This window comes from Corallococcus sp. bb12-1, assembly GCF_026626765.1.
GTDB classification, from domain to species: domain Bacteria; phylum Myxococcota; class Myxococcia; order Myxococcales; family Myxococcaceae; genus Corallococcus; species Corallococcus terminator.
In genome coordinates this window covers 1-23,031 of the sequence record NZ_JAPNJZ010000036.1, presented here as the reverse complement: position 1 = coordinate 23,031, position 23,031 = coordinate 1, and the positions used below count along the sequence as shown (strand labels likewise).

32 protein-coding genes are annotated in these 23,031 nt (G+C 71.6%); 29 read left to right on the top strand and 3 right to left on the bottom strand.

The window, feature by feature from the left end; genetic code table 11:
- Window positions 1–232: 232 nt before the first annotated feature.
- From OV208_RS40190 to OV208_RS40085, 22 genes are all read left to right on the top strand, one after another.
- Window positions 233–481, top strand: coding sequence for a hypothetical protein (locus OV208_RS40190; protein ID WP_267579278.1), 249 nt, complete (start codon window positions 233–235; stop codon window positions 479–481).
- The gene (locus tag OV208_RS40185; protein WP_267579277.1) at window positions 478–1,197 is read left to right on the top strand and encodes a PP2C family protein-serine/threonine phosphatase; all 720 of its coding nucleotides are present in this window, start codon (window positions 478–480) and stop codon (window positions 1,195–1,197) included. The genes OV208_RS40190 and OV208_RS40185 overlap by 4 nt, the downstream gene beginning before the upstream one ends.
- A complete protein-coding gene (locus OV208_RS40180; RefSeq protein WP_267579276.1) occupies window positions 1,194–1,412 on the top strand; it encodes a hypothetical protein in 219 nt (72 codons plus the stop codon). Before OV208_RS40185 ends, OV208_RS40180 begins: the two co-directional genes overlap by 4 nt.
- Window positions 1,409–3,025 carry a DGQHR domain-containing protein DpdB gene (gene dbpB, locus OV208_RS40175; RefSeq protein ID WP_267579275.1) on the top strand — a complete coding sequence of 539 codons (1,617 nt, stop codon included), beginning with the start codon at window positions 1,409–1,411 and terminating at the stop codon, window positions 3,023–3,025. Before OV208_RS40180 ends, dbpB begins: the two co-directional genes overlap by 4 nt.
- Entirely contained in the window at window positions 3,022–3,339 is a 318-nt protein-coding gene (locus OV208_RS40170) for a LexA family protein (RefSeq protein WP_267579274.1), read from the top strand. The genes dbpB and OV208_RS40170 overlap by 4 nt, the downstream gene beginning before the upstream one ends.
- The gene (locus OV208_RS40165; RefSeq protein ID WP_267579273.1) at window positions 3,332–3,688 is read left to right on the top strand and encodes a hypothetical protein; all 357 of its coding nucleotides are present in this window, start codon (window positions 3,332–3,334) and stop codon (window positions 3,686–3,688) included. Before OV208_RS40170 ends, OV208_RS40165 begins: the two co-directional genes overlap by 8 nt.
- On the top strand, window positions 3,681–3,863 hold the full coding sequence (locus OV208_RS40160) for a hypothetical protein (protein WP_267579272.1): 183 nt from the start codon (window positions 3,681–3,683) through the stop codon (window positions 3,861–3,863). Before OV208_RS40165 ends, OV208_RS40160 begins: the two co-directional genes overlap by 8 nt.
- Window positions 3,856–4,959 carry a DUF5131 family protein gene (locus OV208_RS40155; RefSeq protein ID WP_267579271.1) on the top strand — a complete coding sequence of 368 codons (1,104 nt, stop codon included), beginning with the start codon at window positions 3,856–3,858 and terminating at the stop codon, window positions 4,957–4,959. The genes OV208_RS40160 and OV208_RS40155 overlap by 8 nt, the downstream gene beginning before the upstream one ends.
- Window positions 4,952–5,701 carry a hypothetical protein gene (locus tag OV208_RS40150; protein WP_267579270.1) on the top strand — a complete coding sequence of 250 codons (750 nt, stop codon included), beginning with the start codon at window positions 4,952–4,954 and terminating at the stop codon, window positions 5,699–5,701. Before OV208_RS40155 ends, OV208_RS40150 begins: the two co-directional genes overlap by 8 nt.
- Window positions 5,698–6,060 (top strand): helix-turn-helix domain-containing protein, encoded by a 363-nt coding sequence (locus OV208_RS40145; RefSeq protein WP_267579269.1) that lies wholly within the window; start codon window positions 5,698–5,700, stop codon window positions 6,058–6,060. Before OV208_RS40150 ends, OV208_RS40145 begins: the two co-directional genes overlap by 4 nt.
- Complete coding sequence (locus OV208_RS40140) at window positions 6,057–6,563, top strand: DUF1643 domain-containing protein (protein ID WP_267579268.1); 507 nt, start codon at window positions 6,057–6,059, stop codon at window positions 6,561–6,563. The genes OV208_RS40145 and OV208_RS40140 overlap by 4 nt, the downstream gene beginning before the upstream one ends.
- Window positions 6,564–6,702: 139 nt before the next feature.
- Window positions 6,703–8,955 (top strand): DNA cytosine methyltransferase, encoded by a 2,253-nt coding sequence (locus OV208_RS40135; RefSeq protein ID WP_267579267.1) that lies wholly within the window; start codon window positions 6,703–6,705, stop codon window positions 8,953–8,955.
- Window positions 8,952–9,335, top strand: coding sequence for a hypothetical protein (locus tag OV208_RS40130; RefSeq protein ID WP_267579266.1), 384 nt, complete (start codon window positions 8,952–8,954; stop codon window positions 9,333–9,335). Before OV208_RS40135 ends, OV208_RS40130 begins: the two co-directional genes overlap by 4 nt.
- A complete protein-coding gene (locus OV208_RS40125) occupies window positions 9,332–11,056 on the top strand; it encodes a DEAD/DEAH box helicase (protein WP_267579265.1) in 1,725 nt (574 codons plus the stop codon). Before OV208_RS40130 ends, OV208_RS40125 begins: the two co-directional genes overlap by 4 nt.
- The gene (locus OV208_RS40120) at window positions 11,053–11,715 is read left to right on the top strand and encodes a hypothetical protein (RefSeq protein WP_267579264.1); all 663 of its coding nucleotides are present in this window, start codon (window positions 11,053–11,055) and stop codon (window positions 11,713–11,715) included. The genes OV208_RS40125 and OV208_RS40120 overlap by 4 nt, the downstream gene beginning before the upstream one ends.
- Complete coding sequence (locus tag OV208_RS40115; RefSeq protein ID WP_267579263.1) at window positions 11,712–13,541, top strand: hypothetical protein; 1,830 nt, start codon at window positions 11,712–11,714, stop codon at window positions 13,539–13,541. The genes OV208_RS40120 and OV208_RS40115 overlap by 4 nt, the downstream gene beginning before the upstream one ends.
- Before the next feature lie 6 nt (window positions 13,542–13,547).
- Window positions 13,548–14,615: a hypothetical protein gene (locus OV208_RS40110; protein ID WP_267579262.1), complete on the top strand. Its 1,068-nt coding sequence runs from the start codon at window positions 13,548–13,550 to the stop codon at window positions 14,613–14,615.
- The gene (locus OV208_RS40105) at window positions 14,612–15,091 is read left to right on the top strand and encodes a hypothetical protein (protein ID WP_267579261.1); all 480 of its coding nucleotides are present in this window, start codon (window positions 14,612–14,614) and stop codon (window positions 15,089–15,091) included. Before OV208_RS40110 ends, OV208_RS40105 begins: the two co-directional genes overlap by 4 nt.
- A complete protein-coding gene (locus OV208_RS40100) occupies window positions 15,088–15,378 on the top strand; it encodes a hypothetical protein (protein WP_267579260.1) in 291 nt (96 codons plus the stop codon). The genes OV208_RS40105 and OV208_RS40100 overlap by 4 nt, the downstream gene beginning before the upstream one ends.
- A complete protein-coding gene (locus tag OV208_RS40095) occupies window positions 15,375–15,842 on the top strand; it encodes a hypothetical protein (protein WP_267579259.1) in 468 nt (155 codons plus the stop codon). Before OV208_RS40100 ends, OV208_RS40095 begins: the two co-directional genes overlap by 4 nt.
- Entirely contained in the window at window positions 15,839–16,366 is a 528-nt protein-coding gene (locus OV208_RS40090) for a hypothetical protein (protein ID WP_267579258.1), read from the top strand. The genes OV208_RS40095 and OV208_RS40090 overlap by 4 nt, the downstream gene beginning before the upstream one ends.
- 756 nt (window positions 16,367–17,122) lie before the next feature.
- Window positions 17,123–17,431 (top strand): hypothetical protein, encoded by a 309-nt coding sequence (locus OV208_RS40085; protein WP_267579257.1) that lies wholly within the window; start codon window positions 17,123–17,125, stop codon window positions 17,429–17,431.
- Between the two features lie 114 nt (window positions 17,432–17,545).
- On the opposite strand, the gene OV208_RS40080 is transcribed toward OV208_RS40085, so the two are convergent.
- Window positions 17,546–17,722, bottom strand: coding sequence for a hypothetical protein (locus tag OV208_RS40080; protein WP_267579256.1), 177 nt, complete (start codon window positions 17,720–17,722; stop codon window positions 17,546–17,548).
- A gap of 142 nt (window positions 17,723–17,864) precedes the next feature.
- Between OV208_RS40080 and OV208_RS40075 the strand changes: the two genes are divergently transcribed.
- Together OV208_RS40075 and OV208_RS40070 are read left to right on the top strand one after the other, a co-directional pair.
- Complete coding sequence (locus tag OV208_RS40075) at window positions 17,865–18,161, top strand: hypothetical protein (RefSeq protein WP_267579255.1); 297 nt, start codon at window positions 17,865–17,867, stop codon at window positions 18,159–18,161.
- A 136-nt stretch (window positions 18,162–18,297) separates the two neighbouring features.
- The gene (locus OV208_RS40070) at window positions 18,298–18,471 is read left to right on the top strand and encodes a hypothetical protein (protein WP_267579254.1); all 174 of its coding nucleotides are present in this window, start codon (window positions 18,298–18,300) and stop codon (window positions 18,469–18,471) included.
- Window positions 18,472–19,200: 729 nt separating this feature from the next.
- Here the strand turns inward: OV208_RS40070 and OV208_RS40065 are convergent.
- A complete protein-coding gene (locus OV208_RS40065; RefSeq protein WP_267579253.1) occupies window positions 19,201–19,587 on the bottom strand; it encodes a hypothetical protein in 387 nt (128 codons plus the stop codon).
- A gap of 313 nt (window positions 19,588–19,900) precedes the next feature.
- Here OV208_RS40065 and OV208_RS40060 point away from each other — a divergent pair, with 313 nt between their 5' ends.
- The gene (locus OV208_RS40060) at window positions 19,901–20,179 is read left to right on the top strand and encodes a hypothetical protein (RefSeq protein WP_267579252.1); all 279 of its coding nucleotides are present in this window, start codon (window positions 19,901–19,903) and stop codon (window positions 20,177–20,179) included.
- 6 nt (window positions 20,180–20,185) lie between these two features.
- On the opposite strand, the gene OV208_RS40055 is transcribed toward OV208_RS40060, so the two are convergent.
- Entirely contained in the window at window positions 20,186–20,404 is a 219-nt protein-coding gene (locus OV208_RS40055) for a hypothetical protein (protein WP_267579251.1), read from the bottom strand.
- A gap of 108 nt (window positions 20,405–20,512) precedes the next feature.
- Between OV208_RS40055 and OV208_RS40050 the strand changes: the two genes are divergently transcribed.
- From OV208_RS40050 to OV208_RS40035, 4 genes are all read left to right on the top strand, one after another.
- Complete coding sequence (locus OV208_RS40050; RefSeq protein ID WP_267579250.1) at window positions 20,513–21,082, top strand: terminase small subunit; 570 nt, start codon at window positions 20,513–20,515, stop codon at window positions 21,080–21,082.
- Complete coding sequence (locus tag OV208_RS40045; protein ID WP_267579249.1) at window positions 21,079–22,641, top strand: hypothetical protein; 1,563 nt, start codon at window positions 21,079–21,081, stop codon at window positions 22,639–22,641. Before OV208_RS40050 ends, OV208_RS40045 begins: the two co-directional genes overlap by 4 nt.
- Window positions 22,641–22,829 carry a hypothetical protein gene (locus OV208_RS40040; RefSeq protein ID WP_267579248.1) on the top strand — a complete coding sequence of 63 codons (189 nt, stop codon included), beginning with the start codon at window positions 22,641–22,643 and terminating at the stop codon, window positions 22,827–22,829. Before OV208_RS40045 ends, OV208_RS40040 begins: the two co-directional genes overlap by 1 nt.
- On the top strand, window positions 22,826–23,031 hold a 206-nt coding region (locus tag OV208_RS40035), incomplete at its 3' end, for a hypothetical protein (protein WP_267579247.1). The genes OV208_RS40040 and OV208_RS40035, both read left to right, overlap by 4 nt.

Below are 23,031 nucleotides of genomic sequence, written 5' to 3'. Positions count from 1 at the left end.
CTGGATGCCATGAGGGCGAGCCCTCAGTAGCGCTGCCGTGGCCTTGTGGCGCGTGGCGCGACGGCTCTTCCCAGCCAAGTCGTAGCAGGACCTGCAGCCCCTGCTGCCCGCAGCGTCAACCCCGCCCATCTCGCCGTTGGCGCACTCCACCGCGCGGCCGGCACCGCCCACCCGTAGCCCCGAACCCATTCATTCCGGCCGCACCTCCGGGCGCGACCAGGAGAAGCACGTCATGCCATCCAACCGCAAAGCGGCGACACCCAAGCAGTCCCGTCTTCCCGACAACTTCACGTTGCACTTCCAGCGCGTCCCCGGTGGATGGGTCGTTTCTGGATCCTCAACAGGGAAGGGGAACTACGCGTACGAGGCGTTCTGCGACGCGTTCTGCCGGCTGCCAACGCAGGCGGTCGCCGCGAAGAACCCCTCGTCCACCGCGCCGAACGCCAAGGCTCGGCGCGGCAAGAAGGGCGGTGGCCGATGAGCCCCGCCTTCGACGTGGGCTCATGCTCCGAGAAGGGGCTGCGGGACTACCAGCAGGACGCCGTCGGGCATCGTGTGGACGGCGGGGGGCTGGTGGCCGCCGTCGCGGACGGCGTGGGCTCGCACGAGGGTAGCGACAAGTCCGCCCAGGCGGCGGTCGCGACGGTGCTGCGTGTGGCCGTGCTGGAGGCAAGCGCCTCGTCCGCCACGGAGCTGGGGCACGTGGCGCGCGCGGCCGTTGCCGAGGCTGCGTCGGAGGTGGTGCGGGACCAAGTGGCCCGCCACTACAACGGCAGCACGACGCTCACCATGGTGCTGTTGGCGGCGTCGGGCGTGGCGGTGGTGGCGCACGTGGGCGACTCGCGGGTGTACCTGCTGCGTGCGGGCCGCCTGACGCAGCTCACCCAGGATCACCGCATCCACCGGCACGTCCTCGTCCGCTACCTGGGCGCGTTCGGCCTGGGCGACGACGCGGAGCCGGACGTGCTGGCGACGACGGTGCTCCCCGGGGACGTGTTCCTCCTCTCCACCGACGGCGTGCACGACACGCTGTCGCACGCGCAACTCGCTGCGGTGTTGGAGGACGCAGCCTCCGCCCAGGTGGCCGCCGAGGCCCTGGTGCACGCCGCGCTCGCCAGCGGAAGCCGCGACAACTGCACCGCCCTCGTGGCGCGCGTGGCCGGGGATGCCCCGGAGACGGTGCGAGGTGCTGCGTGAGCACCACCACCAGCCACCCCGCGGTGATGACGCGCACCTCGCTTGGGAGTGGCCCTGGCGTCCGCGTGACGCTGTGCGACCGCAGCGGGCCCGTTGTCAGCGTCTGGGATCCGGACCGGCGTGCGGCCTGGCTCAATGCCGACGACCTGGAGCGGCGGCTCCGCGCGCTCGCGGCGAGCTGCAACACCGTCATCACCCGGAGGCCCACGCGATGAGCGCTCCCATCCAGGTGGCCCTGGTGGGCTGCGGCAAGGCGAAGCTGACGCACCCCGCGCCCGCGCGGGACCTCTACACGGGCCCGCTGTTCCGCGCGCACTTCGCGGAGGCGGAGGCCACCACGAGCCACGTGTACGTGGTGTCCGCACTGCACGGGCTGCTGCCGCTGGCCGCGCGGGTGGAGCCCTACGACTTCACCTTCCGCGGGCAGGGCCGGGACTATTCCGCCGCCTGGGGACGCCTCCTCCTGGAGTCCCTGACGCGGCTCTACCCGGCGGGCGCCGTGGACGTCCTCGTCTACGCTGGCCGCTCGTACGCGGAGCCGCTGCACGACGCGCTCGCCGAGTCGTCGCTCGCGGGCTGGACGGTGAAGGAGCCCCTCAAGGGCGCTGGCCAGGGTGCCCGGCTGCGCATCCTCTGCGAAGCGCGGCGCGTGCGCGCTGCCGCCCGTGCTCCGCTTCGCCTCCCCGCCCTGGAGGTGGAGCAGACGGCAGGGCGTCGCCTCTACCTCTTCGCCGTGGACGGGAAGCAGGTGCCAGCATTCGCCACGGTGTCACGCGTGCGGCGGCGCGCGGGCGTGCTGGAGGGCTACCAGCGCCCCGAGGTGCTGTCCCATGTGGCTGCCATCCGCTCGTACATGGAGAGCGCTGCGGCACTGGTGCCGAACGCGGTGGTGTTCGCCTTCGACTCGCGCGCGCGCTTCGAGCCGCTGTCCGAGGCCACCGGGGGCGCTCGGCACGGACACCTCATCATCCCGCGCGCGGTGGGGCCGGACGCGCCGGACGCCCCGGGCTTCATCGTAGACGGCCAGCAGCGCCTGGCCGCCGTGCGCGACGCGGCGGTGGAGTCCTTCCCGTTGGCGTGCACCGGCTTCATCACCGACGACGTGGGCCAGCAGGCGGAGCAGTTCATCCTGGTCAACTCCACGAAGCCGCTGCCCAAGGGACTCATCCACGAACTGCTCCCGTCGACGCACGGTGCTCTTCCCGCTGCGTTGGAGCGCAAGCGCCTGCCGGCGCAGCTCGTCGCGCGGCTCAACCTGGACGAGGGCAGCAGCCTCAAGGGTCTCCTCATCACCCAGACGTGCCCGGCGGCGAAGGGGAAGGAGGGCAAGGGGGGGCACACAGCCGTCATCAAGGACACGTCGATGATGCAGGCGCTGGAGGACAGCCTGGCCGACGGCGCCCTCTTCGACATGGAGCGTGCCGGTGAAGGCGTGGACGCCATGGTGGCGCGCGTCTCCCTGTGGTGGGCCGCCGTCGCCAGCACCTGGCCGGACGCGTGGGCGCGGCAGCCGAAGGAGTCGCGCCTGTCCCACGGCGCCGGAGTGCGCGCGCTGAGTCTGCTCATGGACGCCGCCTGCCAGTTCCTCGCGCAGGAGGGCAACGCCTCGCCCACGCAGCGTGACTTCGAGGGCGAGCTGTCGCTGGTCGCGGATGCCTGTGCCTGGACGTCCGGAGAGTGGGCTTTCCCCTCCGGCGCCCGGCGCTGGAAGGACGTGCAGAACACCCCCAAGGAGGTGGCCCAGCTCGCGACGCACCTGGGTGCCCTCTACCGCGCGCGCCGCGCGGCCAAACCCCATCGGCGCACCCGAAAGGCTGGTGCCGCATGAGCTGCCCTCGTCCCCCTCCCGAGCATGGCCCCTCCGGGGGCTCCCCGACGCAGCGCCAGCGGGAGGTGCTGGCCTACGTCCATGTCTACAGGCAGCGCAACGGCATCGCGCCGACCGCGCGCGACCTGTGTGAGCGCTTCGGCTGGTCGAACACCGCGGCCGCTTACGACTACTTCGACAGGCTGGAGCAGGCCCGGCTGCTGACGCGCACCCCGTTCGTGCACCGCTCCTCCTGCCTCACCGCGTCGGGCGAGGCCGTGGCCGAGGCGTACCTCCGTGCGCACCCGGAGCTCGCGGAGGTGCCCCATGGGTAGCCGCCTGCCCACGCCGGAGCAGCGCCGCGAGCACGTCCGCGCCCTGCTGCGCGACTGCCCCCCTCACGAGCGCGGGCTGCTGCGCACGCGGCTCTTCCGCGAGACGCCGCCGGGCCCCGGGGACGTGCCGGAGGCCAGCCTGAAGGCGCGCTGCGCGGTGTGCTGGGCGCCGCGCACGCGGCGCGAGGTCCTCAACGAGCTGCAGGACCGGCCCGTCGCCACCTGCAAGGACAAGCTCTGCTGGCGCCTCTGGCGGAAGGCGCTGAAGCGGGAGTGGTCCCTCCACGAGCGCGCGAAGGCCGCGCTGGTGGACGCGTTCTCAGGGGGAGAGGGGGCGTGCCATGCGTGACGTCCTCCGGGCCCTTGGCGTCCTCTGCGCCACCGCGCTGATCCGCGCTGCGACCGCGCTCCTGAACCTGCTGGAGCGCCACCAGTCCCGCCCCACGCCCACCACCGGCCGGCCCGAGCTGCGCGTCCTGCCCGGCGGTCTCTCCACGAAGCACGAGGTGCAGCGCCATGGGTGACACGAGCATCGAGTGGACGGACGTTGTGTGGAACCCAACGCGTGGCTGCTCCCGCGTCTCTCCCGGTTGCGGTGGCGGCACCTCCGGCAACCGCAAGGGTGGCTGCTACGCGGAGCGCATGGCCATCCGGCTCGCCGGCCCGGGCCAGCCCTACGAGAACTTGGTGAAGAGCACTCCAGCTGGCCCGCGGTGGACGGGCAAGGTGGTGCTCGACGCGGAGAAGCTGGCCGAGCCGCTCCGCTGGCGGAAGCCCCGGCGCGTCTTCGTCAACAGCATGAGCGACCTCTTCCACGAGTCGCTCCAGGTGAAGGACATCGCCCGGGTGTTCGCGGCGATGGCGCTCGCGCGCCGGCACACCTTCCAGGTCCTGACGAAGCGCGCAGCCGTCATGGCGCGCACCGTGGGCAGCGAGGACTTCAAGGGGCTCGTGCTGTCCATCGCGTCGATGGAGGCCACGCGGCGCGGGCTCGAGCTGGAGCCCGGCGAACTGCGCTGGCCGCTGCCTAACGTGTGGCTGGGCGTGTCAGTGGAGGACCAGCAGCGCGCGGACGAGCGCATCCCGGAGTTGCTGCGCACGCCCGCGGCGGTGCGGTGGCTGTCGTGTGAACCGCTCCTGGGCCCGCTGGAACTGTCGCAATACCTCAAGCCGACCCTCCACACGAACCGTGGGGAACAACTCCAACACCCCGACCCGCGCATCCCGCACGAAGGTGGCCGGTGGGCATGGGGCATCGCCTGGGTCGTTGGCGGCGGTGAGTCCGGCCCTGGTGCACGGCCCATGCACCCCGTCTGGGCGCGGCGGCTGCGCGACCAGTGCGTCGCCGCCGGTACGTGCTTCTTCTTCAAGCAGTGGGGCGCGTGGAAGCCCTACTGCGCGATGACGGAGCAGGAGGCGGATGCGCTGTACGAGACGGTGCCCGAGGGCATGCCGCCCGACAGCACGCGCCAGTGCCGGGTGCCGGAGGTGGCCTTCCCCACGGAGCCGCTGCCCGTGGGTGGTGAGGTCCACACGCTCTTCGCGCTGGGAAAGAAGGCCGCTGGCCGGGTCCTCGATGGGCGCACCTGGGACGAGATGCCGGAGGTGTCCCGTGGGTAGCGCGGCCTCTGTGGTGAGCGCGTCCGCCGTCCGAGAGCGGCCCATCCTCTTCTCTGCCGACATGGTCCGCGCGCTGCTGGACGGCCGGAAGACGGTCACGCGGAGGCTGCTCAAGCCCCAGCCGGCACCGAACGCGCCGCACGATGGCGGAACGGTGTGGGAGTTCCGTCCCGACAACGGTCTGCACGTCCCCTGCGGCACGGTGGGGCACCTGACCGTCGCGGAGAAGATGGGCCTGCGATGCCCCTACGGGCAGCCCGGGGAGCGGCTCTGGGTGAAGGAGGCGTGGCGTCCTTGCGTAGCCCACTCGCACGGGATGGACGCCTGCGACTGTGGGGACGTCTCCATCACCTACCGCGCCGATGGCGCTGAGCGCTTCTTCGCGGACCGCGACGTCCCCAACGAGTGGACCATGCCGCGGGCGGCGGAGCGCGGCAACGTCACGCCGCTCTTCATGCCCCGCTGGGCCTCGCGCCTGACGCTGGAAGTGGGGAGCGTGCGCGTCGAGCGGCTGCACGACATCACCGAGGAGGACGCGCAAGCGGAGGGCGTGGAGCGCCATCCGGAGTCGTGTGGATGGCTCAACTACGAGCCCTCCCCACCCTTCGAGAGCGTCTCCTACCACCTGACGGCCCGGGAGTCGTTCGCCTCGCTCTGGCGCTCGCTCAACGGCCCCGAGTCCTGGGACGCCAACCCCTGGTGCTGGCGCGTGGAGTTCCGCCGGGTCGAGGTGTCGCGATGAGCGCCGCCAACTCGTTGGTGGGCCCGCGCGTGCGGCAGCTGCGCGCGCAGTCGCGCGGTGGCCGGGGCATGACGCAGGAGGAACTGGCCGAGGTGGCGGGCATCAGCGTGTCCTTCGTCTCAATGGTGGAGCGCGGCGAGCGGCACCCCCGCCTGCCCATGCTGGAGGCCCTCGCTCGTGCCCTTGGCACGACGGTGGCGGATCTGGTGTCGGAACCCCGCGCGGGTGAAGACGCGCTGTCCCAGCCGTTGGTGAGCTTCATCCACGCGCACGGGCTCTCCGCAGAGGACGTGGCGAAGCTGGAGCAGGTGGCCCGGCTGATGTTCCCGTTGCCGGGCAGCGGGGAGGGCATCTCATGACGCCTCGCTACCTGGATGCTGGCGCCGAGCTGAGCGAGTGTGGCCTGTACCGGTACCGCCTCTGGCGCCGCTGGACCACGGACGAGAATGCGCCGCGCGTCCTCTTCGTCATGCTCAATCCGTCCATCGCCGACGGCCAGCAGGATGACCCGACGCTGCGCCGCTGCGTGGGCTTCGCCCAGGCGTGGGGCTTTGGCGCGCTCACGCTCTGCAACCTCTTCGCGCTGCGCGCCACCGACCCGGCGGACCTGATGCCGGCGAAGGACGCGGTGGGCCCGCTCAACGACGCGGCCCTGGAGCGCGCCGCGAGCGAGGCTGCCCTCGTCGTCGGGGCATGGGGGGCGCACCGCTTGGTGCCCCAGCGCGCCCCCGCCGTGCTGGCCCTGCTGCGCCGGTACCGCCCGGTGCACGCCCTCGCGCTCACCGCCGCCGGGGAGCCCAGGCACCCGCTGTACCTCGCCGGGCACCTGCGGCCGCAGGTCTACGGGGAGGTCTTGCCGTGAGCCCCGCTCGCCTCCTCCTGGCTGGCGCCCTCGCTGGCTACCTCCTCGCCCGCGCTGAGCTGCGCGTAGGCGTCCTCCTCCTCTCCTTCCTCTCCCTCTTCGCGGCGCTTGGCGCTGCCGTCGTCCTCCGGGTTCGTCCATGAGCAGTTGCATTCAACAGGAGCACGAGTTCACCGTCGGGTACCTCTTCTGTGGGGCGGGCGTCGGCGCGTACGGCGCGGACTGCGCCGAGGTGGTGGTGGACGGCCACCGCGCCACCGTCCGCAACGTGGGCGGCGTCGACTTCGAGCAGGAGCGCTGCGACACGTTCACGAAGCTCAGCGGGGCGCGCTCCCTCTGCGCGGACATCGGCCGGATGCGTCCGCGTGAGCTGCGCGCCTTCTTCGGGGAGACGGCGCCGTACTTCATGAAGTGGAGCCCCCCATGCAAGGGCGCGAGCCGGCTCACCTCGAAGGAGCGCGCCGCCACGAAGAAGTACCAGGACATGAACCGGCTCGCGGTGAAGGCCTCGCGCAAGGTGCTGGCGGCGTGGAAGGGCGACGCGAGGCCGGTGATGGTCGTCATCGAGAACGTGCCCGCGTACCGGCACCGCTGCCCGGAGAACCTGGCGGAGGTCGTCCGCCTGGGCCGCCGCGCGGGCTACGAGGTGTCGGTGGTGGAGCACGACCTGGGCGAGGAAGCGGGGCTCGCCCAGAAGCGCCAGCGGTTGACCATCTGCTGGCGCGACGCGAAGCGCTGCCCGGTGCCGGTGGGGATGCCCTCGAAGAAGCGCCTGCGCGGCGTGGGCGAGGTGCTCGGGCCTCTGCCCTGGCCGGATGACCCGGCCGCGGGCAAGCACCACAAGCTGCCGCGCATCGAGTGGCTGAACGCGGTCCGCCTGGCGCTGGTGCCGCCGGGTGGGGACTGGCGCGACCTGCCGCCGCGCGGGGGCGTGGTGGCCTGGCTGGAGGCGCGCGGGCTGTGGCCGACGGGCATGGACACGGCCCCGTTCCGCGAGAGGGTGGAGCAGGAGCTAGGCAACCCCGTGGCTGCCGGCCAGCAGCGCCGCGAGGTGCACCGCCGGCACCCCGTCCAGGCGTGGGGCGAGCCAGCGCCGACGGTGTCCGGCCCTGGTGGGGCGGGCATGTGCGCAGTGGAAGACCCACGCGGGCTGGCAGGGCTCGCGCTCGGGCACTCTCCACGCCCAGGTGCCTCGGGAGTCACGGCCTGGGACAAGCCCAGCCCTACCGTGCGTGGTGTGGCCAAGCATCAGAACGGTGGGGCCGCCGTCGCTGACGCGCGGGTGCTGGAGGGCGTGGCGCTCACCCACGCCCGCGGCGAGCGCTTCACCGACCAGTACCGGGTGCAGGATTGGGGCAGCCCGGGGAAGACGGTGACGGGCACCACGGACGTCCAGGCTGGTGCCGCCGTGGTTGCCGATGCGCGCCCGCTGGACGCCCTGGCGCTGCGCGCGGACGGCCGGGCCGGGACGTGCGGCGTCATCGAATGGGAGAAGCCCGCCGGTACCGTCATCGGCATGCCGTACGTCTCCGGAGGCAGCATGCCCGTCTCGGTGGCGGACCCGCGCGCCCTGGACGGCATCGCCATGGGGACTGACAACCCCCTGCGCCACCGGAACAAGTACGCGGTGGGCGGCTGGGCCCAGCCGGCGGGCACGGTGACGGCCGCCACGCGCCCGGGCAGCGGCGCGCCCGCCGTGGCCGACCAGCGCGTCCTGGAGCTCGTCGGCCTGGGCCAGACGGCGAAGGGCTCCGGCACCTACGCCGGGCGCCCGGGGCTCTTCGGGGTGCTGGACGAGCGCGAGCCGGCGCCCACCGTCTCCGGCTCTGCGGCGGTGAGCGGCAGCAACACCCCGGCGGCCCTCGCGGACTCGCGTGCGGCCGCAGCCCTCGAAGCGCTGGGCGTGGGCGTCAACTGCCGCAACGGCTTCTACGGCGTGTTGGAGTGGGGCGAGCCCGCCCGAACGGTGACGGGCAGCATGCAGCTCGACAACGGGCCGGCGAGCATCGCGGATCCGCGCCCGGCACCCCGCGCCGTCATCAGCATCCACCTGGCCCTCGCGCTCCTCGCCGAGGGGTGGGAGCCGCCGAAGGGCCTGCTGGCGCCGGCCATCCTCTCCCCGCTGTCGGGCTGCTGGCACCGGCCGCTGACGACGCTGGAGCTGGCGGTGCTTCAGGGCCTGCCGCCCGTGGTGCACGGCCGGCCCCTGGAGTTTGTCTCCTCCTCGGACGCGCGGGTGCGCAGCATGGTGGGCGACGGCATCCCCGCGGGCGGCGCGCTCGTGTGGCAGGAGGAGCAGCTGCGCGCCGCGCTGAAGTCGAAGCTGGGCCACGGCTGGTCCCTCGTGAGCGACTTCTGGTTCCGCCCGGGCCGCGAGGGGTACGCGGCATGAGCGCGCCCACGGACACCCTCGCGGTGCTGGACCAGGTCCGCGCCCTCGTCACCCGCCACCGGTTCCGCTGCGCCGGTGAGGCCCTGCTTCAAGGCGCGCTCGCCCAGGTGCTGACGGAAGCCGGCATCGCCTTCCAGCGGGAGGTGACGCTGGGCGAAGCGGGCCGCATCGACTTCCTGCTGACGGAGGCCCACGTGGGCCTCGAAGTGAAGGTGGACGGGGGCCTGTCGGAAGTCACCCGCCAGTTGCTGCGCTACGCGGAGCGGGAGGAAGTCCACGCCCTCCCGCTCATCACCACCCGCGCCCGCCACGACTGCCTGCCCGCGCTCATGCAGGGCAAGCCCGTGCGCGTCGCCGTGTTGAGGGGAGGCCTGCTGTGAAGACGTTCGGCACGGTGCGCCTGGAGGCGCGGAAGCTGGGCAACCGGGGAGGGGAGAGGCCCGCGTGGGTGGTGCAGGCGGAGCCCCACGTGGCCGTGCGGCTGAAGCGCATCTTCGAGCGCGTCAACAAGAGCGACGTCGGGGAGGTGCTGCTGGCGGCCACCGAGGAGACGGCCCGGGAGCTGGAGTGGTTCCTGGAGAGGTACCCGCTAGAGGTGGTGGGCCAGGAGGCGAAGGCTTTCCTCCGGCGCGGTGCGCGCGAGCACGCCCGGCGCGAGGAGCAGGTAGTCAACCTGCTGTCCGCTGAGTACCAGGCGCCGGACTTCGAGATGAATGTGCCGCCGCGCGACTACCAGCGCCGCGCCGCGGACATGTGGCTGCGCCTGCAGCGGCTGCTGCTGGCCGACGACGTGGGCCTGGGCAAGACGGCGTCCGCGCTGACGGGCTTCACGGACAAGCGCACCCTGCCGGCGGTGGTGGTGACGCTGACGCACCTGCCCCGGCAGTGGCAGCGCGAGCTGGCGCGCTTCCTCCCGCGCCTGCGCGTCCACGTGGCGAAGCGCGCCACGCCGGAGGACGTCACCCGGGGGCGTGGCGGGCAGAAGCTGCCCTGGCCCGACGTCCTCATCCTCAACTACCACAAGCTTTCCGGCTGGGCGGACACGCTCGTCTCCGCGGGCGTGCGCGCCGTCGTCTTCGACGAGTGCCAGGAGCTGCGGCGCGGGCCGGAGTCGGAGAAGTACAAGGCCGCGCACTACCTGGCCGAGCGCGTGCCCTTCGCCATCGGCCTGTCCGCCACCCCCATCTACAACTACGGCGGGGAGATGTTTCACGTCCTCGAAGCCCTGAAGCCCGGGGTGCTGGGGACGCGCGAGGAGTTCAGCCGGGAGTGGTGCACCGGCGTGGACGACAAGCTCAACTTCAAGGACCCGCGCGCCTTCGGCACGTACCTGCGCGACGCGGGCCTCATGCTGCGCCGCACGCGGCAGGACGTCGGGCGGGAGCTGCCGTCCCTCACCCGCGACATCCACACGGTGGAGTCGGACACCAAGGTCCTCGACGAGGTGCAGGACAAGGCGGCGGAACTCGCCCGCATCATCCTCGCGCAGGGCGGGGTGAAGCCCGAGGAGCGGATGCAGGCCTCGGGGGAGTTGTCCTGGCGGCTGCGCCAGGCCACCGGCATCGCGAAGGCGCCCTTCGTCGCGGAGTTCGTCCGCATGCTGGTGGAGAACGGCGAGCGGGTGCTGCTGTACGGCTGGCACCACGAAGTCTACGCCCTCTGGCGGGAGCGCCTCGCGGAGTACTCGCCGGCCATCTTCACCGGGCAGGAGAGTCCGACGCAGAAGGAGGAGCAGGCCCAGCGCTTCAAGTCCGGGCAGACGCCCATCCTCATCATGTCGCTGCGCGCGGGGGCGGGGCTCGACGGCCTCCAGCACTGCTGCCGCACGGTGGTATTCGGCGAGCTGGACTGGAGCCCCGGCGTCCATGAGCAGGCCATCGGCCGCGTCCACCGCGACGGGCAGCCGGACCCTGTCATGGCCTACTTCCTGACGTCGGACTCCGGCTCGGACCCGGTGGTGGCGGACGTGCTGGGCATCAAGCGCGACCAGATGGAGGGCGTGCGCGACCCGCAGGCCAGCTTCATGGAGCGCCTGGAGACGGACGAGGGCCGTGTGCGGAAGCTGGCCGAGTCCTTCCTGAAGAACCGGAGGGCGGCGTGAGCGCTTGCGACGCACCCACGCGGGCCCGCCTCTTCGGTGTGACGGCGCCTCAACCGTGGGCCTGGGCCGTGGAGGTCCGCAACGCTCCCGTGCTCAATCTCCAGCGCCCCCCGCCCCCGGGAGTGCTGGGCTGCTACATCGCCGTCTGCGCGGCGGCGAAGTACTCGCAGGACGACGCCTCTTGGATGGCGGGCGGCCCCGGCGTTGGCGCGCCGCGCGCCGAGGACCTGCCGATGTGCGCGGTGGTGGCGGTGGGCCGCCTCTCCGCTGTCTCCCTGTTGTGGCCTGACACCGCGCGCGAGTCGCGGTGGCACGTCGGGCCGGTGGGCCTGTGGCTGGAGGACGTGGTGGCCCTGCCCGAGCCGGTGGCCTGCACGCCCGGGCCCGCGGACACGCTGTGGGAGCTCCCGGCGTTGGTGCTGGCCCAGGTGCGTCTGGGCTTCGCCGCCGTCGCCCAGAGCCGCGAGGCGCGCTGGCGCGTCTACGAGGCGCTCGCCGCGAGCCACGGAGGGCGCGAGGCCGCCACGTTGAAGGCCCGCGTCCTCCGGAAGTGCACGTGCGAGAGGGCAATGACGAAGTGCCCGGGCTGCCGTGCCTGGCGCTGCACCGCACCAACCTGCCCGCCGCATGCCTGCGGGCAGCAGGTGAGCGCGCCATGAGCACCTGCCCCCAGCCTACCGAGGGCACCGGCGCGAAGCCCCGCCCCGCTCAGCCGGGGAAGCGCGGCCGCTCCAGCCCCGCGCCTTCCTCCCCCAAGCCGGACGAAGTCGCGCCCGCGCCTGCCGGCATGGTGCGGCTGCTGTCCGGCCAGCTCGTCACCGTGGAGGACGCCCAGCAGGTACTTCCCCGCGCTCGGCCACCCGGTACACCAGCGCCGGCACGTGACGGTGCCTCCGACGACGCGCCCACCTACCGCCGCGAGCCCGCAGGGGACTGCTGCGCCCACACCTTCGACCCGACGTCCCTCCACGACGAGCTGGACGCCCTGCGCGCCGAGGTGGCCCGCGAGCGCGAGGGGCGCATCCGCGCAGAAGCCTTCGCGGAGGGCGAGCGCGCCGCGTACGAGCGCGTCCTCGCCAGCGTCCTAGCGGCCCGCCCCATGGAGGCGCCCTCTCGCCCGGCGCGCCCGGTGGACACCTCCGTCACGCAGCCCGTAACGCTGGCCAGCGTGACGCCCCAGCGTGACAGCGTGACGGCCAGCGTTACGCAGGAGGAGGGGGAGAAGGGGAGGGAGGAGAGAAAACGGGAACTTGCAGCAGCCCGGCAGCGTGACTGGCGGATTCGGCAGCGTGACCGTAACGCCGTGACGCTGGAAGGCAGCGTGACGCTGGAGAAGAAGTCTTCTCCTCCTTCTCCCTCTGCCAGGGAAGAAAGGGGCACGAGGGCCCCCGCCGTCACGCAGCCCAGCGTTACGGCCCTGCGTGACGCTGCCGCCGCTGGCTTGCGTGACCACCGCACGCCGGACACCCTGCCGGCTCTGGTGCAGGCGCTGCGCGCGGCGTGGAACGAGCTGGCCGCCCCCCATGGCTTTGAGCCCTGGCGGGAGCGCACGTCCCGGGTGCTCCTGGCGGATGCCCTGGCTGCCCTGGAGCGCCGTCCGCTGGAGGAGTGGCGGGAGGTGTTCGCCCGGGTGCCGCGCTCCCCGGTGTGCCGTGGCGAACTGGGAAGCCGCCAGCGCGCGTGCCTCGTGTACGTGCTGAAGGGCCAGACGCACGCCGGCTACGAGGTGGCCGAGCAGCTCCTCTCCGGCGCGTGGAGCGTGGAGCCACTGCCGTCCGCAGGCGGGGATGCTCCGCCCTCCCAGGAAATGCTTCCGGAGGCGCCCGCGGCGCGCGCGTGGCGGCAGGTGCTGGACATGCTGGGCTCCGACGGCCGACACCACATCGTCGGGCAGCTGCGCCTGCGCGTGAGCCCGGAGGCGATAGAGGACGGCCACCTGGTGCTCGCGTGCGCCGACCGCTACGCGCCCGCCTGGCTGGCGGAGGGCGCCCTCGAGTTGGTGCGGCAGACGCTCGTAGTCCTGGGCCACGCGGGCGTGCGTCTCCGGGAAGTTGAGGCGCCCCCGGGGCTGCCCCCGCCGTTGGCTCCGCCCGCCCCGGTGCCCGCCGCCGCGCCGGAGCCGCTTCCCTTCGAGCTGCCCCCGGAGGCCGACGCGCCCGTGGAGCCGCTGCAGGACGGCGTGGACCGCCTCTTCCGCGAGGTGAAGGGCGCTGCCTACACGTGGCGTCCAGGCCGGGACGACACGGCGTCGCGCACGCTGCTGTCGCTGGCCGGGCAGGGCGGGGTGCCGGAGGTGCTGCGCCGCTGGCGCCACGGCCTGACGGCCACCTTCCGGCAGCGCTGCGACACCCTGGCGGACCTCGTCCAGCGCTGGGAGGCCAATGCCCAGCCCGAGGCGCGCGCCGGCACCGGCCCACCCGGGCGTCGCGCCTCCGCCGGCCCCGCCCCTGCTTCCCCACCCGAGGAGTACCCCCAGCCCTTCTGAGGCCTCATGTCCCTTTGCCGCCCCGAAGCCGAGTCCCCCGAAGCCCCCATGCACACCAGCCTGCGCGAGACGGTGCGCGCGGCCGCGCTCGCCCGGCGCGCCCAGGACAGGGAGTTGGCCACCGCTGGCCGCGACCTCGTCCTGTGCCCGCCGGATTGCCCGGGCGCGCACCGCGGCGTGGAGCACGCCCACACGTGGTGGGACATGTGGCGCCTGCGCGAGGCCGCCGAATACGAGTGCCAGCTGCGCCGCGCGCGGGAGGGCCGGGAGGAGCAGGCCCACGTGGACGTGCCCGCGCACCTCGCGCGGATGGGTGTGGGCACCCGGCACATCCAGCCCCTACGCCAGTTGGACGAGGAGCGCCCCACGCTGCGCGCCGCCCGCGAGTGGCTCGCCCAGCCGCGCCCGCTGCTGCCGCCGGACGCCCACCACCCGGAGGCCCGGCTCGGGCCCGCGCCGTACCCGTGGCTCCTCCTTATGGGCCCGCCGGACGCGGGGAAGACACAGGCGGCGGTGGTGGCCCTGGCTGACTTCGCGCGCCACTACCCCTGGGGCCAGCAGGCCGGGGGCGGGCGGCAGGTGCCCCCAGCCCTCTTCGTACCCGCGGCGGAGCTGGCAGGCATGGAGGCCTTCACCTCCGCCGGCCGCGAGCGCCTGGAGGACCTGCGCCGCACCCACCTGCTGGTACTGGACGACCTGGGCTCGGAGCGGGCGGGGGACGTGTCCCTGGGCCTGCTCCACGACGTGCTGGACGCCCGGTACCGGGAGAAGCGCCGCACCGTCATCACCACCCACCTGGGCCGCTGGGACTTCCTGGCCCGCTTCGACGGCTGGCGGCCCTCCCGCTGCGACGTCGCGCTGCCAGGAGGTGTCCGGTGCGAGACGGAGGCCGAGCCCGGGTGGCTCCACTGCCCGCGTCACCGCGGCAAGGACCTGGACGCGGAGCGGGCGAAGCCGGGACGGCTGGAGCGCCGGCTGAAGGAGTCCGCCTTCGTCCTCCAGGTGGGCGGGAAGAAGCCCAGCCTCTCCCGCGCGGGCGAGGAGCTGTGGGCGGGGAAGGGCGGCCGGCGATGAGCTGCCCTTCGCTCTTCACCCCGGCGGATCTGCTGGAAGCCCATGCCTCCTGGGGCGCCAACTGCGGCCCGGGCGCCCTCGCTGCGGTGCTCGGCGTCCCCGTCATGGGCCTGCGGCCGCACTTCCCGAAGCCCTGGACGACGCCGACGGTGATGCAGGCCGCACTGGTGGCGAACGCCCGGCGCTTCGAAGTCCACCAGGGCTTCCCGGCCGGCGACCTGCTGGGCCTGGCGTTCGTCCAGTTCCGCGGCACCTGGGACACCGCGCCGGAGCGCGCCCAGTACCGCCACACGCACTGGGTGGGCCTGAAGCGCACCGGCCCGGCCCTCGTCGTCTACGACGTCAACGCGGGCGACTCCGGGGGCTGGGTGTCGTCGGAGGAGTGGAAGGCGCTCGTGCTCGCGCCCCTCCTGGCCCAGAAGCGGGGCGCGTCAGGGCTGTGGCGTATTCGAGTCACCCTGGAGGTCCACTCGTGAGCGCTCCCCTCGACATCGCCCGGAATGACCCGCGCGTCTTCGCCCACGCGCTCCTCTCCGTTGCGGCAGCGCTCCGGGTGAGCAAGGCGAAGGCGTACGCGGAGAAGCTCTACGCCGTGGAGGAGGGCCTGTCCGCCCGCCACGGGAAGCTGGCCTGGGACGCCCCTGTCCCCGAAGGCCACGCGCGTGTCGCCATGGTGCAGGCGCTCGCCGCGGTGCCGCCGCCCCTCTTGCGGACGCTTACCCGGGCTGGGTTGATCGCCATCGAGGAAGCGGGGACGGCATGACGGTGCTCCTGGCCTGCGGCAGCAGCGGACTCACCCTCGCGCACCTGCCGGTGCTGCGCGAGTACATGCGGCGCTTCGCGGTGCACCCCGGGACGCGGCTCATCCACGGGGCTGGCGACGCGCGGAAGACGGACGAGCCCGAGGCCTTCGGTGCGGACCGGCTCTGGGAGGTGGCGGCCCACCTGGAGTGGCCCTGGTTCAAGGTCCACGACGTGGAGCGCTTCCCTGCGGACTGGAAGCACGTGGGCGCCAGCGCCGGCCCACGGCGCAACGAGACGATGCGCGATGCCCTCCGCGCGCTCGCCGCCGAGGGCCACCGGGTAGGCTGGGTGGCCGCGCACACGGACCCGAGCCTAGGGAAGGGGACGGCGCACATGGTGTCGCTCTGCCGCGACGAGGGTTGGCCAAGCCGCGTGCTCATCCTGGGCCGGGACGGGCAGCTCGTGCAGGAGGTCCGGACGTGAGCTGCATCCGGTTCGAGGTGCCCGTGCGCACCGTCAACATCACCAACCGCCGCGAGCACCACATGGAGACGCATAAGCGCGCCAAGGGGCAGCGTGACGCCACCCACCTGCTGTGGCCTGGCTGGAGCGGGCCCGCACTGCTGGTGGTGCGCCTCACGCGCGTGTCCCCGGGTCAGCTCGATGGCGGGGACAACCTGCCCGCCGCCCTCAAGAGCATCCGCGACGAGGTGGCGCGGCAACTACGCCTGGATGATGCCTCGCCTCTGGTGCGCTGGGTGTACGCCCAGGCCCAGGGTATGCCCTCCGTACTGGTAGAGCTGTCCTGGGGGGATGACCCGCTCGCCGCAGCCGTCCGCGCCCAGGACGCACTGGCGCCGCCTCCGCCCCCAGTGCCTCCAGCGCCCGCCGCTCCCCGCGCGCTCAGGAAGGCGGGGCCGAAGAAGCCGAAGGCATCCCGGATGCCGGCGCAGCGCGGACTCGCTGCACTGGCCACGCCGGCAGGGCCGGCCAAAAGGCGGCCGTGACGTGCAGGAAGGGAGACCTGCGCGAGGAGGTGAGACGCATCCGCGAGGCGCTCGCCGCCGGCTAAACCGTCGCCCACCTAGCACGGCTGTACGGCTGCGACCGGAGGAGCATCCAGGAGATTCGCGACGGGCACGCCTACAAGGATCTGCCGTTCTTCCCAGACCCACCTGATGCGAAGCGGGAGGGGAGGTAGGTCGTGGCTTGCCGCGTGCCGGAGTAATCCCTGTTGCCGCTGGAGGTGGTGACGTCCTGGATGCGCCGGAACGCCGAGGACGGCGTGCCCCTGCACGGGCCAGGGGGCGAGGATGCTTGCAAGGCCCGGTGCTTGGCCGAGTTCGCCCACAGGCTGCTGCGCAGAGGGCAACGTGATGCTGTACACACGGAGATGGGCGTCCGTCGCAACACGCTCCACATGATGCTCAGCGGCTGCGTGCGGGCACTGACTCGTAAATTCAGGCGGTTACAAGGACCCATCCCAAAAGCTTCGCTAGGTCCAGTCCGCTCATAAGGGGGTTTCGTATGTATTTGGCCCTTTTTCCCTCTGAGCTTGGTGCCGATTTGGAAGGTAATCCCACGAGGTTGACTACGATTGGGACCCCTCATACGGTGAATTCTGTCGCGGAGGTCGTAGCCAGCCAAAAAGAAAGGGCACCCACCCTGCCAGGTGGACGCCCTTTCTCGCGGAGGTGCTTCGGCACTCCACGACTCGCACGACAACAGTCGCGCGTCTGTAGAACTAAATCAAGAAGGACTGCATGAAGAAGTACTGCATGACCAAGGAGTACATGACCAAGGAGTACATGACCAAGGAGTACATGATGAAGAAAGAGCGACGACGGCATCCGTTGAAATCGCAGCAAATCGATCAGCAAACGTCGGCAGAGGTACTTCGGCATTCCACGACTCGCAATCGTCGTGTCGAAGCTCTCTTCCGGCAGAAAGGGAAGGGTGCGTCCATGGACGACCCGAACTTGAGGGCGCTGCTCTACTGGGGGCTTGGCACGGCATCCGTGCTGTTCAACCTCCTGTTCGGCGCCTACAGGCTCTACATGAACAAACCCTGACGCCGCCTGAGTAGTCGGGGTCGCAAGACATGCCCCGCGGACGTTCAGACCAGAACCGGGACCGCCAGCGCTAAGCGGGCTGGCGGTCGTAGTGTCTGTGCGTCGTGATGACGGCTACTTCTGGTTCTGCTTATGGGCCTCCTCGATCCTCGTCTTCTCGGCGAGGGAGAAGGTCTTATCGCAGTGGTCGCACTCGTAGTCTCCGGTGTGAGACCCCATGATGCGCTCCTTGCTGAAGCGCTTGTGCACGCAGTTCCTGGCGGCGGTCTCTTCGATGGTCGACTCGGCCATGTTGCTTCCTCCTGTGTAGTGATGTGGCGTTTGTGGTGCGAAAAGAGCCTACCCGTCAGGGCTGACATGGCTGCCGCTGTCACGGGGTTCTCATCGACGCGTTCCGTGCGGACGGGCCCGGGATGAGGCACGGTGAAGGAGCATGGCCTGCTGTCGCAAGCCACCGCTGCCAGAGGGCGAGGGTGCGGATCCGCGAGACCTCGGCCCGGACCGTCCGGAGGGGCTGATGCCCGCCCAGCTCCGGCGCCAGCAGCGGGCGAAGGCGCTGGAACTGCTCTGCGAGGGGGTGCACCACAGCGCCGTCCTGGAGCGCTTCCCCAGGCTCACCTACGCGGGGTTGAGGAAGCTGGCGCCGCGAGCCGGGGTGACGCTGCCACGGGCGGTGGCTGGCGAGCGGGCCGCCGTCATAGGAGGTCAGCTGGAGGCTGCCTCCGCATGAACCGGTGCAGGGCGAACTTGAGCTTCCGGATGTCCTCGCGGAGGGTTCGGCGTCGCTCCTCCCTGTCCCACCACGTTTTGTAGGGGAGGGCGAGGGCGCCAAGCCACGGGCGCTCTCCTGCTTCGGGGCCGTTGGGATGCTCCATCAGTTCTACACCCGGGAGCTGCATCTGCTCCACAGTGCGGCGGGCCTCGTCGAAGAGGTGCTGGGCTTCTTCCGCGTGGCGCAGTGCCTCACGAAGTTGGGTGATGGCCCGTTGGGCCCCGTCTCGTTGGCGCTGGAGCGCCGCTTTGGGCGTGTCAGCTGGTAATCCGCTGGGCGGGACAGCTCGAAGGGGAGAGTGGAGCTTCTTCGTCACGTGGTGGCTCTCGGCGCAGAGGAACGGCGCATGGTCGCATACGCCGTGAGGCATGGGGACGGCGCCGGTGCGCCCGAGTGGCCGGGCGCACCCGTCGGAGGTAGAGGGGAAGCGGGCCAGCCGCGCCAGTGGTCGGGCCCGCGGAGTCCAGGAGCATCAGCGAAAGCACCGCTCGGGCCACCACCCATACCCGCTGCCGGGGACATTCCGCGCGGGGAGGGGAGGCCCCATGCCGTGCCTGACGAAGGGGCGGCGCGAGGCGAAGAGACAGCGCGCCATCGCCATCTGAGAAGCGAACCCCAACCTGCTCACTGCAGACATCGCGGAGCGCCTGAGGCCTGCACCGCAAGACGGTGGAGGCCTGGCTCACCGAAGCCGAACTGGGCCAGGCGCGCACCGAGGACGCCCGGGGACAGCGCCCTGCGCCTGCCGCCCCTGGCGAGGTGGGGTAGGCCATAGCAGCGAGTTGAAGTTGCTGCGCATCGGCCGCTCCCCGACCTGGCCGAGGCCTTCGACGAGCACGGCGCCCTGCGCCCGCTGAAGGCGATGTCCGTGGCCCTGTGCCAGGCCATCGCCTCCATTAAGGAGGAGCAACTCACTGTGAACGGAGTGGCCGTCGGCACCCAGGTTATCCACAGCGACTCGCTCGTAGACCCCGCAGGGTTGGGGTGACCCAGGCGTCTACAGCTTGCTCGCGCGCTCCCGAGCCTCGTCCAAGCGACGCTTCTGCTCCGCCTCCTCGCGCTTCCGTCGTTCTTCCTCAGCCAGAACTCGGGGAAGGTTCACCTGCTCATAGAGCGTGTTGGACGCCTGGATTCGCTCATCGACGTTTCGAACGTACGCCTCAAGCTCGTGGTCTCGGGGATAGAGCGTCACCTCTGTGCCGAACAGCTCATGGTTTCGCTGGTTGGAGGTGAAGGGGACATTCACGCTGTCGAGGAAGTATTTCTGCCATTCGGGTGGCGGCGTCTCGCTGAGATTGACCTGCACGACGAGCAGCTCCGGGTATCGCGGATCGAGACCCTTGGGAATCGGCTTTCCCGCCCTCGTGATTCGCTTCCAGATCATCCAGGTACCCCCCAAATCAGGTGTGGGAATCAACTCTAGCAACGGGCACAGGCCGCGCGCCGCGCTTTCACGGGCTTCCTGACGACAAGACGGGAGGAGTGCCAGTAGCCGCGAGGCATGGGGAGGCGACCCCTCGCATCGCGTACCGCCTTGATGCACACCCCAATCGCTCCTTGTGCTTCTCTCGCAGGCTGCCCTGGACTGCGGCACAGTAGAGGCATCCATGGCCTCCTGTCGCCCACCAGTCCTGTGCTGCGAAGACGGATGTACCCGTGACGCTGCGCCCCGGCACCGACGGTGTTTCGGGCACCTCATGCGGCAGCGGCGCAAGCAGCCCATGTCGGAGCCCCTGCGCGAGCCCTACGCCACGCCCTGGGAGCGGCTGACGGCCGCGGCCCTGGCCTACGCCGAGGCGGACGACGGGGGCGAGGAGGAGTTCTCCCGCGCCCAGGACCGGCTCCGGAAGGCGGCCCAGGCGTACGTGCAGCGGGAGCAGCCCGCGCCGGCCCCCATCCCTCGCCCCCAGCAACGGAGGGTGGAGGCAGGGGCGCAGCTCCCGCTCTGGTCCGACGACGCGAACCGCGAGGGCTGAGCAGCTTCAGCCGGGCCAAGCGGCTCCGTCAGGGCGCGGGCCCAGGTAGTCGCAGTCGGGGCAGTACCACTCCTTGCGGCCCGGGCGCGGCGACGCGTTGGTGTGCTCGCAGGACTTGAGACGCTCGGCGCGCCGGCGCAGCTCATCGAGCCCGGGGCACCAGTGGCGCTCATCGGCGGGGTTGTGGGTGCGGCAGGCGGGGCAGTAGCGCGGAATGTGGGACACGGTTTCTCCGTGGTGGGGCCGGGGAAGAGCCCCCGGTGCTGATGAAGAAGGGCCGACGCCCCGCGCCCGCGCCGGACGTTGTCCACGCGACACCGGAGACTCGGTGCCGTGGGAAGCACGCCTCCTCGGAAGCCCAGCTCGCGCCCCAGCCGGAAGAAGCCGGCGGGTGAGTCGCGCGCCCAGGCGCTGACGCCGAAGCAGGAGCGCTTCGCGCAGGAGTACCTGGTCGACCTGAACGGGAAGCAGGCCGCCATGCGCGCCGGCTACTCCGAGCGCGGCGCCGAGGTGACGGCCTCGAAGTTGCTAACGAATCCCAAGGTCCGGGCGGTGGTGGATGCCGCCAAGGCCGCCCGGGCCGAGCGCGTCGAGGTGAAGGCGGACGACGTCCTCCGTGAGCTGCTCCTCATCGCCCGGACGGACATCGGCGACGCCTTCAACCAGGACGGTGCCCTGCTGCCGCTGAAGGAGATGCCCGCCCACCTGCGTAGGGCCATCTCCAGCATCGAGGTGGAGCAGCTCGCCGTGGACGGGGCCGCCATCGGCACCGTGGCGAAGGTGAAGCTCTGGGACAAGCCGAAGTCCCTGGAGCTGCTGGGCAAGCACCTGCGCCTCTTCGTCGACAAGGTGGAGGCCGTCGTCCAGCACCAGCACGAGGACGCGCTGGGGGCACTGGAATGAGCGCCACGGCCCGACGCCGCGCGCCCGCTGCGGCCGCTCACCAGGGCGCGAAGCCAGCGCCCCTCTCCCCGCGGGAGAAGGCCATCCGCCAGCGGCTGAAGGACGACTTCCCGCACTACGCCTCGCGGTGTCTGAAGATTCGCACCAAGGAGGTGACGGGCGGCGATCTGCCGTGCCTGAAGCTCAACCGCGCCCAGCTGTACATCCACGAGAAGCTGGAGGCGCAGCTGAAGCGCCGGGGCTTCGTGCGGGCCATCGTCCTGAAGGGGCGCCAGCAGGGGTGCAGCACGTACGTGGAGGCCCGCTTCTACTGGAAGGTGAGCCACCTGAAGGGCGTGCGCGCCTACATCCTCACGCACGAGGACGCGGCGACGGTGAACCTCTTCGACATGGCGAAGCGGTACCACGACCACGTGCCGGCCCTGGTGAAGCCCTCGACGAGCGCCTCCAACGCGAAGGAGCTCCTCTTCGACAAGCTCTCCTCCGGCTACAAGGTGGGCACCGCAGGGGCGAAGGGGACGGGGCGCAGCAGCACCATCCAGTACTTCCACGGCTCGGAAGTCGCCTTCTGGCCGAACGCCGAGACGCACATGCGCGGCGTGCTGGAGGGCGTGCCCACCGCGCGCGGCACAGAAATCATCCTGGAGAGCACCAGCGACGGGCCCCACGGCCTCTTCCACCACCTGTGCGAGGCGGCGCGGAAGGGGGAGAACGACTTCGAGCTCATCTTCGTGCCGTGGTTCTGGCAGGAAGAGTACCGGCGCCAGGTGCCAGAGGGCTTCGAGCGCACCAGCGAGGAGGTGCGGTACGCGGACCTCTGCCGTACGGCCCACGGCTTCGATCTGGACGACGAGCAGCTCGCCTGGCGCCGGGCGAAGATTTCCGTCTACGAGAAGGGCATCCACGACTTCCGCCGCGAGTACCCGGCGACGGTGGAGGAGGCCTTCAAGGCCGCCGCGGTGGGCGCGCTGTGGACGCAGGAGGTGTTGGACAACACCCGCGTCTCCGAGAAGCCCAAGGACGCGGAGGGCAACCCGCTGCCCATGGTGCGCGTGGTGGTGGCGGTGGACCCGGCCGGTGGCGACGGCCCGGCCAACGACGAGGTGGGCATCATCTGCGCAGGCAAGGCCAGCAACGGCCACGCCTACGTGTGGCTGGACTCCAGCGGGAAGTACTCCGCCGAGGGCTGGGCCGCGAAGTCCCTGGCCGTCTACGAGAAGGAGAGCGCGGACGCCATTGTCGGCGAGAAGAACTACGGCGGCGACATGGTGGAAACCACCATCCGCAGCAAGGCGCGCGAGACGCGGAAGCACGTCAACGTGAAGGTGGTGACGGCCTCGCGTGGCAAGGCGAAGCGCGCGGAGCCGGTGGCGGCCCTCTACGAGCGCGGGATGGCCCACCACGTCGGCCGCCTCGCCGCCCTGGAGGACGAGCAGACGACGTGGGTGCCGGGCGAGTCGACGTGGAGCCCCAACCGCATGGACGCGGCAGTGTGGGCGCTGACGGAGCTGATGCTGGGTGACGGCACGCCCACCTTCCAGGTGAGGAGCTACCGGTGATGGCCTGCCCCATGCCGGCCGCGAGCGCACCGGCCCTCTACGTCTCCGACGGGTACCTCGTGCACCTGCTGCTGTCCGGCCCGTCCGCCATGCAGGGCCACGTGGTGGCGAGCCTCTTCACCGTGGTGCGCGGTGAGGACTCCATCCGCCGCATGGTGCCGGCCACGCCCGGTGAGGTGTCCGGATGAGCGCCACCGCCGACGTCAGCACCCCCAGCAGCGCCTACCGGAACATGCAGCCCGCGTGGGCCCTCGTCCTCGCCCTCCTGGGCGGCACCACTGCCATGCGCGAGGCGGGGCGCACCTACCTGCCGAAGTACCACGCCGAGGAAGACGACGCGTACCGCGAGCGCCTGCAGCGTGCCGTCCTCCTCAACGTCTTCGGCAAGAC

Bases quoted from the DNA above. Each gene is read 5' to 3' on its own strand.
- OV208_RS40190 (WP_267579278.1), top strand. From the start codon at position 233: ATGCCATCCAACCGCAAAGCGGCGACACCCAAGCAGTCCCGTCTTCCC.
- OV208_RS40060 (WP_267579252.1), top strand. From the start codon at position 19,901: ATGCGGCAGCGGCGCAAGCAGCCCATGTCGGAGCCCCTGCGCGAGCCC.
- OV208_RS40160 (WP_267579272.1), top strand. From the start codon at position 3,681: ATGCGTGACGTCCTCCGGGCCCTTGGCGTCCTCTGCGCCACCGCGCTG.
- dbpB (WP_267579275.1), top strand. From the start codon at position 1,409: ATGAGCGCTCCCATCCAGGTGGCCCTGGTGGGCTGCGGCAAGGCGAAG.
- OV208_RS40140 (WP_267579268.1), top strand. From the start codon at position 6,057: ATGACGCCTCGCTACCTGGATGCTGGCGCCGAGCTGAGCGAGTGTGGC.
- OV208_RS40065 (WP_267579253.1), bottom strand. From the start codon at position 19,587: ATGATCTGGAAGCGAATCACGAGGGCGGGAAAGCCGATTCCCAAGGGT.
- OV208_RS40105 (WP_267579261.1), top strand. From the start codon at position 14,612: ATGAGCTGCCCTTCGCTCTTCACCCCGGCGGATCTGCTGGAAGCCCAT.
- OV208_RS40115 (WP_267579263.1), top strand. From the start codon at position 11,712: ATGAGCACCTGCCCCCAGCCTACCGAGGGCACCGGCGCGAAGCCCCGC.
- OV208_RS40075 (WP_267579255.1), top strand. From the start codon at position 17,865: ATGGCCTGCTGTCGCAAGCCACCGCTGCCAGAGGGCGAGGGTGCGGAT.
- OV208_RS40155 (WP_267579271.1), top strand. From the start codon at position 3,856: ATGGGTGACACGAGCATCGAGTGGACGGACGTTGTGTGGAACCCAACG.
- OV208_RS40135 (WP_267579267.1), top strand. From the start codon at position 6,703: ATGAGCAGTTGCATTCAACAGGAGCACGAGTTCACCGTCGGGTACCTC.
- OV208_RS40070 (WP_267579254.1), top strand. From the start codon at position 18,298: ATGCTCCATCAGTTCTACACCCGGGAGCTGCATCTGCTCCACAGTGCG.
- OV208_RS40045 (WP_267579249.1), top strand. From the start codon at position 21,079: ATGAGCGCCACGGCCCGACGCCGCGCGCCCGCTGCGGCCGCTCACCAG.
- OV208_RS40085 (WP_267579257.1), top strand. From the start codon at position 17,123: ATGAAGAAGTACTGCATGACCAAGGAGTACATGACCAAGGAGTACATG.
- OV208_RS40165 (WP_267579273.1), top strand. From the start codon at position 3,332: ATGGGTAGCCGCCTGCCCACGCCGGAGCAGCGCCGCGAGCACGTCCGC.
- OV208_RS40145 (WP_267579269.1), top strand. From the start codon at position 5,698: ATGAGCGCCGCCAACTCGTTGGTGGGCCCGCGCGTGCGGCAGCTGCGC.
- OV208_RS40130 (WP_267579266.1), top strand. From the start codon at position 8,952: ATGAGCGCGCCCACGGACACCCTCGCGGTGCTGGACCAGGTCCGCGCC.
- OV208_RS40080 (WP_267579256.1), bottom strand. From the start codon at position 17,722: ATGGCCGAGTCGACCATCGAAGAGACCGCCGCCAGGAACTGCGTGCAC.
- OV208_RS40170 (WP_267579274.1), top strand. From the start codon at position 3,022: ATGAGCTGCCCTCGTCCCCCTCCCGAGCATGGCCCCTCCGGGGGCTCC.
- OV208_RS40040 (WP_267579248.1), top strand. From the start codon at position 22,641: ATGGCCTGCCCCATGCCGGCCGCGAGCGCACCGGCCCTCTACGTCTCC.
- OV208_RS40185 (WP_267579277.1), top strand. From the start codon at position 478: ATGAGCCCCGCCTTCGACGTGGGCTCATGCTCCGAGAAGGGGCTGCGG.
- OV208_RS40095 (WP_267579259.1), top strand. From the start codon at position 15,375: ATGACGGTGCTCCTGGCCTGCGGCAGCAGCGGACTCACCCTCGCGCAC.
- OV208_RS40110 (WP_267579262.1), top strand. From the start codon at position 13,548: ATGTCCCTTTGCCGCCCCGAAGCCGAGTCCCCCGAAGCCCCCATGCAC.